Genomic DNA, 13,050 nt, shown 5'->3' on the forward strand with positions numbered 1-13,050 from the left:
CCCCGCCTCAACTGCCCGAGGAGACACCGTCTTGACCGCGACCCAGCCCGTCGGCACCTCGATACCTGCCGACCCGCCCCGGCCCGCCCCCGGAGCGACCCCGCCCCGCACCCCGCTGATCTCCCGCGCGGCCGCCGAGCTGGTCGGCACCGCGGCCCTCGTCGCGGTCGTCGTCGGCTCGGGCATCCAGGCCGCGCGACTCACCCAGGACGTGGGCCTGCAGCTGCTGGCCAACTCCACCGCGACGGTGTTCGGGCTCGGCGTCCTGATCGCACTCCTCGGCCCGGTCTCCGGTGCCCACTTCAATCCCGCCGTGACGCTGGCCGAGTGGTGGACCGCCCGTCGTGGCGGCGCCGGCGTCAACGCCCGCGAGCTGGCCGTCTACCTGCCCTCGCAGGTCGCGGGGGCCATCGCGGGCGCGATCCTCGCGGATGCGATGTTCGGGGAACCGCTGGTCAAATGGTCCACCCAGGACCGCTCCGCCGGGAACCTCCTGCTCGGTGAGGTCGTCGCCACGGCCGGTCTGATCCTGCTGATCTTCGGTCTGGCGCGCACGGACCGGCTGCGCTTCGCTCCCGTCGCGGTCGCCTCGTACATCGGCGCCGCCTACTGGTTCACCTCCTCCACCTCCTTCGCCAATCCGGCCGTCACCATCGGGCGTGCCTTCACTGACACGTTCGCGGGCATCGCCCCGGCCTCGGTGCCCGGCTTCGTCGCCGTGCAGCTCGTCGGCGCCGTGGTGGGCCTGGCTCTGGTGGCGGTCATCTTCCTGCGCGGCACGGGGGACGGCGCGGCGCCCCCGGAGTGACGCGGGGTACGGGAGTGGCGGTGATCGGCGGCTGCTCGGCCCACTCGGCGCGGCTCGGGCGGCGGCCGCCCGAGCCGCGCCGTTGTCATGCCGTCTTCGCGGCGCCTGTCAGCAGTGCGCCCATGGCGGCGAGCACCGACGGCTCGACCCGGTAGTACACCCACGTCCCCCTGCGCTCGGAGGACAGTAGGCCGGCCTCCTTCAGCTTCTTCAGGTGATGGGAGACGGTGGGTTGGGAGACGCCGACGTCGGAGATGTCGCAGACGCACGCCTCGCCGCCCTCGTGCGAGGCGACGGCGGAGAACAGGCGCAGGCGCACGGGGTCGCCGAGGGCCTTGAACATCCTCGCCGCGACCTCGGCCTCCCCGGCCGACATCGGGCGCTCGGTCAGGGGCGGGCAGCAGGCTGCGACGACGTCGGGCTCCAGTAGCGGCAGAACCTTCGCATTCGACATACATCTATGTTGACACACATCGAACCAAGGGTGGAGGGGGTCGGCTCGGCCTGTTAATTCGATAAATGTCTATGTTGACGTCTGTCGATGCAGGTGTCATGCTGACCGCACAAGCCATTGACGAACGTCGAAACAACCGGGAGTCGTCATGAACGATCCGGTCACCCCTGCTCCCGACCGGTTCGCGCCCTGCTGTCGCACCCGCTGCTGCTGACCGCCCGCGACTCCCACCCATCCGTCCGTCCGCCTGCGCGAAGACCGGAGATCTGCCATGAGCGAGACCACCACCGAGCTGCCCGTCGTCGTCATCGGAGCCGGCCCCGCCGGACTCGCAGCCGCCGCCCACCTCCTGGGTCGCGACATCACCCCCCTCGTCCTGGAGGCCGGCCCCGTCGCCGGGGCCGCGGTGCGCGAGTGGGCCCACGTGCGGCTGTTCTCCCGCTGGGGCGAGGTCGTCGACCCGGCCGCGGAGAAGCTCCTCGCCCCGACCGGCTGGACCAAGCCCGCCGAGGACTCCTACCCCTCCGGCGGTGACTGGGCCGAGCGCTACCTCCAACCGCTCGCCGACGTGCTCGGCGAGCGGGTCCGCTACGGCGCCCGCGTCACGGGTGTCTCCCGCACCGGCCGCGACCGCATCGTCGACGCCGACCGTGAAGCCCAGCCCTTCGTCGTCCACTACGAGAACGCCGACGGCCACGAAGACCGCCTCCTCGCCCGCGCGGTCATCGACGCCTCCGGCACCTGGTCCACCCCGAGTCCCGCCGGCGGCAGCGGACTGGCCGCCCTCGGCGAGAAGGCCGCCGCCGACCGCATCACCTACCGCGTCCCGGACCTGAAGGACCCCGCCGCCCGTGCCCGTTACGCCGGGAAGCGCACCGCGGTCATCGGCTCCGGCGCCTCCGCCTTCACCGCCCTCGCCTCCCTGGCCGCCCTCGCCGAGGCCGACGACGGCCGGGGCACGCACGCGACGTGGATCCTGCGCCGGGGTATCTCCGGCTCCACGTTCGGCGGTGGCGAGGCCGACCAACTGCCCGCCCGCGGCGCCCTCGGGCTGGCGGCGAAGGCCGCGGTCGACGGCGGCCACGCCGACGCGGTCACCGGCTTCCGCACCGACGCCTTCGAGCGAGACGGGGACGGCCGCCTGGTTCTCGTCGGGGAGGACGGCCGCCGTTTGGAACCGGTGGACGAAGTCATCGTCCTCACGGGCTTCCGCCCCGACCTCGACTTCCTGGACGAGCTCCGTCTCGGTCTCGACGAGCGCCTCCAGGCCCCGGTCGAGCTCGCGCCACTGATCGACCCCAACCAGCACTCCTGCGGCACCGTCTACCCCCACGGTGTGGGCGAGCTCTCCCACCCGGAGAAGGACGTCTACCTGGTCGGCATGAAGTCCTACGGCCGCGCCCCCACCTTCCTCGCCCTCACCGGCTACGAGCAGGTCCGCTCCATCGCCGCGCACCTCGCGGGGGATCGCGAGGCGGCGGAGCGCGTCGAGCTCACCCTCCCGGAGACCGGGGTCTGCGGCGGCGCGGGTCTCTTCGACGAGCCCGCAGCAACGGAAGAGGCCGGCGGCGGATGCTGCGGAACCCCGGCCACCCTGAGCATCGGCGCGGCGCCTGCCGCCTCCGGCGGTTGCTGAGGCCGGCGACAGCACGGCTGCGTGGCCGCTACCGGGGCGGCCACGCAGGGGAGGGGCCATACAAGGGGGAGCGGCCCGGCGCGCGCCGTCCGCGCTGTCTTTAGCCGAAGTTGCTAGATCCGTCCGGCCCCTTCGGCAGCGGCACTATCGTCCACAACTCCCCCCACCGAACGGACTCCCGCCGGTGGTGCCACCACCCGCGACTGTCGCTCCGGAGGCCGTGCCTTCATGCCCAGTGGATCATCTTCCGCAAGGAGGCCGTCGACCGTCCTGGCGCTGCTCGCCGCCCTGTGCGCGCTGCTCCTCGGCGGGGCCGGACCGGCCTGCGCGCATGCCGGGCTGAGCGGATCCGACCCCGGCGACGGCGCCGTCCTCACCACGGACCCCCGGTACGTCACGCTCACCTTCACGGAGTCGGTGGGCTTCGTCGAAGACTCGCTGCGGGTGCTGTCGCCGCGGAACGAGCGGGTGAACCCCCGCCCGGCGCAGCATGTGGACCGCAAGGAGAACACCGCCCGGGTGGAGCTGTCCGACGACCTGCCCCGGGGCACCTACACGGTGGCCTGGAGGGTCGTCTCCGCCGACGGCCACCCGATCTCCGGCGCGTTCACCTTCTCTCTCGGAGAGCCGTCCGAGACGTCGGCGGTGCTGGTGGCGGGATCGCCGGACGGCACGGCGGTCGGCCGCCTGTACGGCATCTTCCGCTACGTCGCCTACAGCGGTATGGCCCTCCTCGTCGGAGCTGCCGCGGTCGTCCTCGTGTGCAGGCCCGCGGCGGGCGCGGCCCGTCCGGTGCGCAGGCTGCTGGTGATCGGGTGGACGGCTCTGGCGGCGTCCACGGTGGCCCTGGTGCTGCTGCGCGGCCCGTACGAGACGGCCGACGCGGTGACGTCGGTGTTCGACCCCGCCCAGCTGACCCGCACCGTCTCCGGGAGGCCGGGCGGCGCGCTCGTCGCGCGGCTCGCGCTCCTGGTCCTCGCCGCGGTGCTGCTGAAGCGGTCGGCCTCGCGGCTCGGCCTCCTCGACGACGCGCCACCGGCCCGCGGTCCCTCCGCCCGGCTCCGCCTGGCCTGTGTGCTCCTGGCTGTGGCCCTCGCCTTCACCTGGGCCTCGGCGGAACACGCATCCACCGGCCTCCAGGTGGCGTTGGCCATGCCGGTCGCCGTCGTACACCTCCTGGCCATGGGGGTGTGGCTGGGCGGTCTGCTCACGCTGCTGCTCCTCCTGCGCAGCCGGGCACCCGGCGGTCCGGCCATCCCGGCGGCCGGGATCGGCCGCTTCTCCCGGCTCGCTCGCACTGCTGTCGCCGTCCTGGTGGGCACCGGGGCGTACCAGTCCTGGCGGCAAGTCGGGTCCTGGGAGGCGCTGACCACCACCTCCTACGGCAAGACCCTGGTCGTGAAGACGGTTGTCGTGGTCCTGACGCTGTGGGTCGCCTCCTTCTCCCGCCGCTGGACCGCCCGCCTGGTCCGCGAGGCGGCGACCGGGCGGACGCCGACCCCGGCCCTTCCCGAGCGGGTTCCCGCCGCTCACACGGTCGGCGCAACCTCGTCTCCGGCGGGTACGGGGCCCGGACCCGCGTCCGAAGCGCCGCAGCGGGACCGGCGGGGCGACGAACCGGAACCGCCCGCACAGGAGGCCGGAACCGAGCGGCGCGGCCTGCGCCGCACGGTCGCGGTCGAGGCCGCACTCGGTGTCCTGATCCTGGCGATCACCACGCTGCTCACGGGTACCCAGCCCGGCCGAGCCGCCGAAGGGGGGAGCCCGGCGGCCTCCGCGGAGGAGCCGCGGGTGAAGGTGGTCACGGTCCCCTTCGACATGGGAAAGCCTCATCACCGCGGCACGGTGCAGATCACGCTGACCCCTGGTCAGGTCGGCGAGAACACGGTCGAAGCCGTCGTCTTCACCGCCGACGGCGGTCTCGCCGCAGTCCCGGAACTCCGCCTCACCCTCACCCAGGACGACCTCGGGATCGGCCCCCTGGACGCCCGGCTCAAGAACCAGAAGGGGTACTGGGCTGCTTATGACCTGCAGATCCCCATGCCCGGTGAGTGGATCCTGAACATCACGGTGCGCACCACCGACATCGACCAGGTGACCGTGCGCGAGAGCGTCCGCGTCACGCCGGTGCCGAGGTGATGCCCCGGCCGATACATTCCGGGGGAGCGGCGCCGACCGCTCCCCGGTCGCAGCGCGGCCGGCCGTGCCGACGAGGTCAGGCCGGGCCGGTGAGGCCGTACGTCCGGGCGAGCGATCCCACGGTGTCGGTCATGGCCCGGCGCAGTTCGGCCGGTGCGACGACCTCCACGTCCGCGCCGAGTCGGAGCAGTTCGCCGCACGCGTGCGCGGTGCTCTCCGTCGGTACGACCGCATCCACCCACCCCTCCCCGCCGACGGCGGTCGCGGTGGCGTCCACCGCCCGCACCACCTCCGGTGCGACGTTGTCGGGCAGGCGCAGGCGTCCCCGCGGGGACAGCCGGATCGTGGCCGTCCCCGTGTAGCGGCGCGCCCGGAAGTCCGCGAGGTAGGAGGCCCAGTAGGCGCCCAGCTCGAACTCCCGCGGCCGGTCGAAGCGTTCGTCGCCCAGTGTCGCGTCGAGGACCTGGGCGACCCGGTAGGTCGCCGTCGTCGGGTACGGCGCCGCTGCGTCCTCCGTGGCGGCCACGACGTACCAGACGCCGGACTTGAGGACCAGGCCGTAGGGGTGCAGACGGCGGGAGACCTCCTGCGGTGCGCGCCAGCGCCGGTAGCGCACCTGCACGACCCGCCGGGTGAGCGTCGCGTCGACGAACAGCGGCAGGTACGGGGTCCGCTCGGGCTCCCGGTACCAGCCCGGGGCGTCCACATGGAACACCGCCGCCGTCCGCGCCGCCTCCTCCCGCGGCCCCGCAGGTAGCGCGGCCAGCAGCTTCAGCCGCGCCGCCGACACCTCCTCCGCGAGCCCCAGATCGGCGGCCGCGTCCGGCAGCCCGGCGAAGAGCAACGCCCGCGCCTCACCCTCGCTGATACCGGTCAGGCGGGTGCGATAGCCGTCGAGCAACCGGTAGCCGCCCGCGCGCCCGGGCTCCGCGTACACCGGTATCCCGGCGCCCTGCAGCCGTTCCACGTCACGGTAGGCCGTCCGCACGGACACGCCCAACTCCTCGGCAATCGCCCGTGCGGACAAGCGGCCGCGCGATTGCAGCAACAGCAGGACCGACAGGAGGCGACCGGCAGACATGGGCTCATTCTCCCCGGAAACCCTGACAGCACCTGGCACGCGCGAGGTCTACCGTCGGCCGGACACCGGGCAAGGCGACGTCGCCCACCGGACCGCACCGGACCGCCACCGACCGAGCAGAAGGAGAGTTCGCCGTGCCGCCCATCGACCCGGCCCGCCACCTCGCCGTGATCGAGCTCCGCCAGTACACGCTGCGTCCCGGCCGCCGCGACGGCCTCATCGATCTCTTCGACCGGGAGCTGGTCGAATCGCAGGAGGAGCAGGGGATGGTCGTCCTCGGCCAATTCCGCGACCTCGACGACCCGGACCGCTTCGTCTGGCTGCGCGGCTTCCCTGACATGGCGGCACGGCATGACGCGCTCACGTCCTTCTACGGCGGCCCCGTCTGGGCGCGGCACCGTACCGAGGCCAATGCCGCCATGACCGACTCCGACGACGTCCTCCTCCTGCGCCCCCTGACGGAGGGCAGCGGCTTTCATGCCGCCCCAGCCGAGCGGCCGCGCCCCGGGACCCCGGCGCCCGAGCGCTTCGTGTCCGCGACGGTGTGGTCCTTCCCGCCCGGACGGAGCTTCGGGGCCGGGCTGATCAGAGAGGGCCTCCTCCCGCTGCTCCGCGGCACCGGAGCGGCACCGCTCGCCGTGTACGCCACCGAGACGGCACCCAACACCTTTTCCCGGCTGCCGGTCCGCACCGGGGAGAACGCGGTCGTGGTTCTCACCTCCCACCCCGGTGAGGACGCTCATCGGCGGCACCTGGCCGCCCTGCGCGCACACCGCGTCGCACGGGAGGAAGTGCTGCCGGCGCTGGAGCGGGAACAGGCGTCCGCTCCTCGGACCCTGCGCCTCGCACCCACCGGCCGTTCGCTCATCTCCTGAGGCCGCCGGCGTCTGCCGACAGCCCGGCGACCGACGGCTGGGCGGCGTGGCCGCCGATGACCGGGGGCGGCTGGGCGGGCGGACACCGTGGACGACAGGGCCGCGCACCGGTCCGGACGTGCGGCAGGAGGGGCGGCGCCCCTGCACCCTTGTTGCACATATATTGCAGATACTGAATGATCGCATAAGGAGTGGGGCCATGGCCGGACCGGTGGTACTGGGGATCGAGTCGTCGTGCGACGAGACCGGGGCGGGCATCGTGCAGGACGGCAGACTGCTGGCCCACGTGGTGGCGTCGAGCATGGACGAGCACGCCCGCTTCGGCGGCGTGGTGCCGGAGATCGCCGCCCGTGCCCACCTGCACTCCTTCAACCCGGTGGTCCGGGAAGCCCTCGACCGGGCCGGGCTGCGGATCGGCGGGATCGACGCCGTCGCGGTCACCACCGGCCCCGGGCTGTCCGGGGCACTCCAGGTCGGGCTGGCCGGGGCGAAGGCCGTGGCCTACGCGGCCGGGGTGCCGCTGTACGGAGTCCACCACCTGGCCGGGCACGTCGCCGCCGACACCCTGGAGCACGGCCCGCTGCCCGAGCCGTGCGTAGTGCTGATCGTCTCCGGCGGCCACACCTCGCTGCTGCTCGTACGGGACCTCGTGCGCGAGCCGATCCTCCACCTCGGCGACACCCTCGACGACGCGGCCGGGGAGTGCTTCGACAAGGTCGCCAGGATCCTGGGCCTGCCGTATCCGGGCGGCCCCGCCATCGACCGGGCCGCCCGGGACGGTGATCCGCAGGCCGTGGCGTTCCCGCGCCCGCTGACCCGGCCCTCCGACGACCCGTACGCGTTCTCCTTCTCCGGTCTCAAGACGGCCGCCGCCCGCTGGGTCGAGCAGCACACCCGGAGCGGCGAGGCGGTACCCGTCGCCGACGGCGCGGCCGCCCTCCAGGAGGCCGTGGCCGACGTGCTCACCCGCAAGGCGCTCGCGGCCTGCCGCGCGTACGGCGTCAGGACGCTGATCGTGGTCGGGGGCGTGGCGGCGAACTCCCGCGTCCGCGCCCTCGCGGAGAAGCGGTGCGCCTCGGCGGGGATCGAGCTGCGGGTCCCGCCGATGACGCTGTGCACCGACAACGGCGCGATGATCGCCGCGGTCGGCGCCCTTCTGTTCCGCTCCGGTGCCGAGCCGGCGCCCCTCGACGTGTCGATCGACCCGTCCGCGCCCCTGAAGTACGCCGCCCTCACCCCGCGCGCCCGGCCGGCGGTACGGGCCGCCTGACGCCCCCCGGCGTCCGGCAGGCCTCGCCACGCGCCTACGGCCGGTGCCGGGACGGCCCGGGAGCGCTCCTCACCCGGGGGCGGACGGGGGTGCGGGGGCCGGTGCGGCGGTGTTCACGACGCCGAACGGCACGTGCACGCTGGGGGTGGCCGGTGCCGTGCCGTTCAGGTGGGCGACCTGGTCGTCGAAGAAGATGTGCGGATCGAGGGTGCTCATCACGGCGGCCTTGTCGATACCACCCAGGAAGAACGCGTCGTTGACCCGCAGCCCCCACCTCTTCAGGCTCAGCACGGCACGCTCGTGCGCGGGGGCGTCCCGGGCGGTGACCAGGGACACCCGGAGCCGCAGCCGGTAGGCGGGGTCCTCGCGCCGCCTGTCCTCCTCGCGGCGCTGGATGCGGTTGATGCCCGCGAGGAACTCGCTCAAGGGGCCCGGATCGTGCGGGGTGGCCGCGTTGAGCACCTCGTGCGCACGGAAGCCGTCGATGCCGGCGTTCTGGAAGATGCGCTCGGAGGAATCGCTCGCCAGCACACCGTCGAAGTCGAAGGCGATGCGGAGTTCGCGGTCGCTCTCGTCGTCGACCCGCGCCGTCTGCAGCACGTGCCCGGCGGGCAGCCCCTCCGCCACCGCCTGCCGGACGTCGGCCCCGTCGGCCGACAGGAACAGGGACATGTTGAGGGCGCGCATGAACCGGTGTGCCGACCGGCCCTGCCGAAAGACGGCCCGGCTGATGGGCAGGCCGTGCGCGGCGATCGAGCGCATGACGCGCAGCCCGCTATCCGGGTCGTTGCGCGAGAGGATGATGACCTCGACCAGCGGATCCGCGGGATCGGCGAGGTCGTTCAGCGACAACAGGCGCCGGACGAAGGGGAAGGCCACGCCCTTGGCCAGGACGTCGTCCACATGGGTCTCCTGGTGGGCCCGGTACGCGTCCTCGCCCTGCTCCCGGAACACCGCGTCGCAGTCGGACAGGTCGAACAGGGCGCTGGAGGCGATCCCGATCACCAGCCGCTCGGACAGGTCGTACCTCATGGCGCCCCCTGCTGGCACGTGTGCGACACCGGAATGATGATCGCCTGTTCCTCCTTGTCGATCCCTGGCAACCCCCGACACCGTCGAGACCGACGTGCGGCTACCGCCCATCCTCGTCCCACGGCGGCGGATCCATCTCGTCCAGGTCGAAGGGGGGTTCGTCGTCCTCCGGTGCGGCGGACCGGGCCGACGCCGAGGACGCCGGGTGCGCCGGACCTGGGCGAGTCGGAGCGCCGGACTCGGACGGGCGTGCGGAGGCGGGGCCCGGCGCACCGGCGTCACACGACGCCAGGGTGTCCAGGACGCCCTCGGCGTACTTGGCGAGTTTGGCCTCGCCGACGCCGCCGACGGTGCCCAGCTCCTCCACCGTGCCGGGCAGCAGCGTCGCGATCTCCCGCAGCGTCGCGTCGTGGAAGACGACGTACGCCGGGACGCCCTGCTCCTTCGCCGTCTCCGCCCGCCAGGTGCGCAGGGCCAGGAAGACCGGCTCGGCCGCGGCCGGCAGGTCGACCGGCACACGGGCGCCCTTCCCCGTACGCGACCCCGACGCCTTGCGGGAGGGCGCGGCGGGGGCCTTCTCCTTCCGCATCGGGACGCTGCGGCGCCCCCCGAGCACCTCCGCGCTGTCCTCCGTCAGCACCAGCGTGCCGTAGTCGCCCTCCACTGCCAGCAGCCGCTGGGCCAGCAGCTGGCGCACGACGCCCCGCCACTCCGCGGCGCCCAGGTCCGCCCCCACACCGAACACCGAGAGGGCGTCGTGGTCGAACTGGATGACCTTGGCAGTCTTCTTGCCCTGCAGGATGTCGATGATCTGGCCGGCGCCGAACTTCTGCCGCCGCTCCTTCGCCAGCCGCCACACGGTGGACAGCAGCTTCTGCGCGGCGACGGTCCCGTCCCAGGACTCGGCCGGCGCCAGACAGGTGTCGCAGTTCCCGCAGGGCGTCCCCGCCTGACCGAAGTACGCCAGCAGCCTGACGCGGCGGCACTCGACCGTCTCGCACAGCGCCAGCATGGCGTCCAGGTGCATGCCCAGGGAGCGGCGGTGCGCCTCGTCACCCTCGGAACCGTCGATGAGCTTGCGCTGCTGGACCACGTCCTGAAGGCCGTAGGCCAGCCATGCGGTGGCGGGTTCGCCGTCGCGGCCCGCACGGCCCGTCTCCTGGTAGTAGCCCTCGACCGACTTCGGGAGGTCGAGGTGGGCCACGAAACGGACGTCCGGCTTGTCGATGCCCATGCCGAAGGCGATGGTGGCCACCACCACGACCCCCTCCTCCCGCAGGAACCGCGCCTGGTTCGCCGCGCGGGCCCGGGCGTCCATACCGGCGTGGTACGGCACGGCGTCGATGCCCTGCTCCACCAGGGAGGCCGCGGTCTTCTCCACGGACGCCCGGGAGAGGCAGTAGACGACCCCGGCGTCCCCGGCGTGCTCGGTCCGGATCAGCTCCAGCAGCTGCTTGAGCGGGTTGTTCTTGCCGACGATGCGGTACTGGATGTTCGGCCGGTCGAAGCTGGCGACGAAGTGCCGGGCGTCCTCCATGCCCAGCCGCGCCACGATTTCGGCGTGGGTGGCCTCCGTGGCCGTCGCGGTCAGCGCGATCCGCGGCACCTTCGGCCAGCGCTCGTGCAGCATGGACAGCGCGAGGTAGTCGGGCCGGAAGTCGTGGCCCCACTGGGAGACGCAGTGCGCCTCGTCGATGGCGAAGACCGACACCCTGCCCCGGTCGAGCAGCCGCTGGGCGCTCTCGGTGCGGAGCCGCTCGGGGGCGAGGTACAGCAGGTCCAGCTCGTCGGCGAGGAAGGCCTGCTCGACGGCCTGCCGCTCGTACGGATCCTGCGTCGAGTTGAGGAAGCCGGCCCGTACACCGAGCGCGTTCAGCGCGTTCACCTGGTCCTGCATCAGCGCGATCAGCGGCGAGATCACAACGCCGGTGCCCTCTCTGACCAGCGCCGGGATCTGGTAGCAGAGCGACTTGCCGCCGCCCGTCGGCATCAGCACGAGCGCGTCGCCACCGTCGATCACCTGCTCGATGATCTCCTGCTGTTCGCCGCGGAAGGAGCTGTATCCGAACACGCGGTGCAGTACCTGCAGAGCGGCGGAGGCGTCGGGGAATGTGTCCGGAAGGGCCATCCACGAAGCCTAACGGCACCCGCCGACACGCCGGGCCGGTACGGAGGCCGGTGCGGCGCCGGGCCGGGGTACTGCGGGCCCTTTCGGTAGGGCAGGGGGCGGTGCTCTGGCGGGACGCGGCGGGCGCCGTGTCCCGCCAGAGCACCGACCGGCCCCGAACGGGGCCTTGCGGAAGGTCAGCCGACGCGTTCGATGCGGGCGCGTCGGATGAGGTTCTTGCCGGGTTCGCGGACCTGGTCGAAGGCGGCGTTGTTGAGCAGGACGCAGCTGCCGGAGGGGCCGTTGACGGTGACGGTCGTGGCCTGGCCGTTGTCGAGGTTGGTGACCTTGAGTTTGGTGCCGGTGGGGAAGGTGCCGCTGGTGGCTGCCGGGGGACCGGCCTCGCCCGACAGCGTCACCGTCGAGCCCGGGCAGACCACGTCACCGGCGGCAGGCGCGCCTGCCTGCCCACCCGCCGGAGCGGTCGCCGCGGCGGCGGGCCCGGCCGGACCGGCTTCCGTGGCGGGAGCGTTGCCGCCTCCGACGCGTTCGATGCGGGCGCGTCGGATGAGGTTCTTGCCGGGTTCGCGGACCTGGTCGAAGGCGGCGTTGTTGAGCAGGACGCAGCTGCCGGAGGGGCCGTTGACGGTGACGGTCGTGGCCTGGCCGTTGTCGAGGTTGGTGACCTTGAGTTTGGTGCCGGTGGGGAAGGTGCCGCTGGTGGCTGCCGGGGGACCGGCCTCGCCCGACAGCGTCACCGTCGAGCCCTGGCACACGGCGTCGGGAACGGACGCGTTGCCCGTCGCCATCGTGACGATCGCCCCGCCTGCCACCAGGGCACCCGTGGTGACGGAAAGCACGAGCTTCTTCGTAGGACTCATAGTCCGCTTCCGGGACATGGACACTCCTCGATCCGATGGTCACTGGCTCCCCGTGTCCTGCATACGCCCCCGGTCGCGGGCGGGTCCGGTTCTTGTCGCCGTCTTACAAATCCGACGGGGACAGGCTTCCGTGCTGCTGCGAACGGCACGCCGGGACGCCCCCGGGCTTCCGGGTTGCGCGCGAAGCCGCAGGTGGGAGCCCTGCCGCTCGGGGTGGCCGACGTGTACGGAGCCCGTGCCGGCCGTCCGGGACGCCGCGCGGCGGACCGCGCTCGGCAGATCCTTAAGACTGCGTTGACCCCGCCTTAACCCTTCGGCGGGCGCGGCCGCAGGGGGCTGCTCGGCACACGGGGCGTCCGGGGCCGGGGGCAGTTCGTCGTCACCGCCCACGAGACGGGGCGCGTCGCCCCGTCTCGCCGGCGGCCACCCGCCCGACGCGCATCAGGAGAGCCCCGGGCCGCGGCATGCCCTCGGAGAAGGCCGTCGGGCACCGTGAACACCGGGCCTCGCCCGGACGAGCCGCCGCCCCGGACTGGTCCGTTGGCCGTGCCGTCGAACAGGCCCGGTCGCCCCCGGTCGGCTCTACGCGCGTCCGTACGGCCGGGTTCTCGTGGGAACAGACGACTCGGCACGTCTGTGACTGGATCATCGGCCACACCTGCCGTCAGGGCGGAATCAATCACTCCCATCCCGGGAGATGATTCCGGCCACCGGGCCGCAGGGCATCCCTCCGCAAGGGTGTGCGCCGTGCGCGGCGACATCCAAGT

General features: G+C 73.0%; 10 protein-coding genes. 5 read left to right on the forward strand and 5 right to left on the reverse strand.

Annotated features, from left to right (window positions below):
- Nucleotides 1-31 precede the first annotated feature (31 nt).
- Nucleotides 32-808, forward strand: coding sequence for an aquaporin (locus tag R4Z63_RS29910; protein WP_037916901.1), 777 nt, complete (start codon nucleotides 32-34; stop codon nucleotides 806-808).
- A gap of 85 nt (nucleotides 809-893) precedes the next feature.
- On the opposite strand, the gene R4Z63_RS29915 is transcribed toward R4Z63_RS29910, so the two are convergent.
- Nucleotides 894-1,262: an ArsR/SmtB family transcription factor gene (locus R4Z63_RS29915; protein ID WP_037916904.1), complete on the reverse strand. Its 369-nt coding sequence runs from the start codon at nucleotides 1,260-1,262 to the stop codon at nucleotides 894-896.
- A 271-nt stretch (nucleotides 1,263-1,533) separates the two neighbouring features.
- Between R4Z63_RS29915 and R4Z63_RS29920 the strand changes: the two genes are divergently transcribed.
- Nucleotides 1,534-2,898 carry an NAD(P)-binding domain-containing protein gene (locus R4Z63_RS29920; RefSeq protein ID WP_384456252.1) on the forward strand — a complete coding sequence of 455 codons (1,365 nt, stop codon included), beginning with the start codon at nucleotides 1,534-1,536 and terminating at the stop codon, nucleotides 2,896-2,898.
- Between the two features lie 228 nt (nucleotides 2,899-3,126).
- Complete coding sequence (locus R4Z63_RS29925; protein ID WP_384456249.1) at nucleotides 3,127-5,037, forward strand: copper resistance CopC/CopD family protein; 1,911 nt, start codon at nucleotides 3,127-3,129, stop codon at nucleotides 5,035-5,037.
- 76 nt (nucleotides 5,038-5,113) lie between these two features.
- Here the strand turns inward: R4Z63_RS29925 and R4Z63_RS29930 are convergent, their stop codons facing one another.
- Complete coding sequence (locus tag R4Z63_RS29930) at nucleotides 5,114-6,118, reverse strand: helix-turn-helix transcriptional regulator (RefSeq protein ID WP_384456246.1); 1,005 nt, start codon at nucleotides 6,116-6,118, stop codon at nucleotides 5,114-5,116.
- 134 nt (nucleotides 6,119-6,252) lie between these two features.
- On the opposite strand from R4Z63_RS29930, the gene R4Z63_RS29935 reads away from it, so the two are divergent.
- Together R4Z63_RS29935 and tsaD are read left to right on the forward strand one after the other, a co-directional pair.
- Nucleotides 6,253-6,993, forward strand: a complete 741-nt coding sequence (locus R4Z63_RS29935; RefSeq protein WP_384456243.1) for an NIPSNAP family protein — start codon at nucleotides 6,253-6,255, stop codon at nucleotides 6,991-6,993.
- 199 nt (nucleotides 6,994-7,192) lie between these two features.
- Nucleotides 7,193-8,263, forward strand: a complete 1,071-nt coding sequence (gene tsaD, locus R4Z63_RS29940) for a tRNA (adenosine(37)-N6)-threonylcarbamoyltransferase complex transferase subunit TsaD (protein WP_384456240.1) — start codon at nucleotides 7,193-7,195, stop codon at nucleotides 8,261-8,263.
- A 69-nt stretch (nucleotides 8,264-8,332) separates the two neighbouring features.
- On the opposite strand, the gene R4Z63_RS29945 is transcribed toward tsaD, so the two are convergent.
- The 3 genes from R4Z63_RS29945 to R4Z63_RS29955 all read right to left on the reverse strand — a co-directional run bounded on the left by R4Z63_RS29945 (nucleotide 8,333) and on the right by R4Z63_RS29955 (nucleotide 12,283).
- On the reverse strand, nucleotides 8,333-9,295 hold the full coding sequence (locus tag R4Z63_RS29945) for a 5'-nucleotidase (RefSeq protein WP_037916918.1): 963 nt from the start codon (nucleotides 9,293-9,295) through the stop codon (nucleotides 8,333-8,335).
- Nucleotides 9,296-9,395: 100 nt separating this feature from the next.
- A complete protein-coding gene (gene recQ / locus R4Z63_RS29950; protein WP_384456237.1) occupies nucleotides 9,396-11,423 on the reverse strand; it encodes a DNA helicase RecQ in 2,028 nt (675 codons plus the stop codon).
- A 176-nt stretch (nucleotides 11,424-11,599) separates the two neighbouring features.
- Nucleotides 11,600-12,283, reverse strand: a complete 684-nt coding sequence (locus R4Z63_RS29955) for an RlpA-like double-psi beta-barrel domain-containing protein (RefSeq protein ID WP_384456234.1) — start codon at nucleotides 12,281-12,283, stop codon at nucleotides 11,600-11,602.
- Nucleotides 12,284-13,050: the final 767 nt, after the last annotated feature.

The sequence above is a fragment of the Streptomyces sp. PL-29 genome, assembly GCF_058344425.1.

Bases quoted from the DNA above. Each gene is read 5' to 3' on its own strand.
- R4Z63_RS29915 (WP_037916904.1), bottom strand. From the start codon at position 1,262: ATGTCGAATGCGAAGGTTCTGCCGCTACTGGAGCCCGACGTCGTCGCA.
- R4Z63_RS29920 (WP_384456252.1), top strand. From the start codon at position 1,534: ATGAGCGAGACCACCACCGAGCTGCCCGTCGTCGTCATCGGAGCCGGC.
- R4Z63_RS29925 (WP_384456249.1), top strand. From the start codon at position 3,127: ATGCCCAGTGGATCATCTTCCGCAAGGAGGCCGTCGACCGTCCTGGCG.
- R4Z63_RS29930 (WP_384456246.1), bottom strand. From the start codon at position 6,118: ATGTCTGCCGGTCGCCTCCTGTCGGTCCTGCTGTTGCTGCAATCGCGC.
- tsaD (WP_384456240.1), top strand. From the start codon at position 7,193: ATGGCCGGACCGGTGGTACTGGGGATCGAGTCGTCGTGCGACGAGACC.
- R4Z63_RS29945 (WP_037916918.1), bottom strand. From the start codon at position 9,295: ATGAGGTACGACCTGTCCGAGCGGCTGGTGATCGGGATCGCCTCCAGC.
- recQ (WP_384456237.1), bottom strand. From the start codon at position 11,423: ATGGCCCTTCCGGACACATTCCCCGACGCCTCCGCCGCTCTGCAGGTA.
- R4Z63_RS29955 (WP_384456234.1), bottom strand. From the start codon at position 12,283: ATGAGTCCTACGAAGAAGCTCGTGCTTTCCGTCACCACGGGTGCCCTG.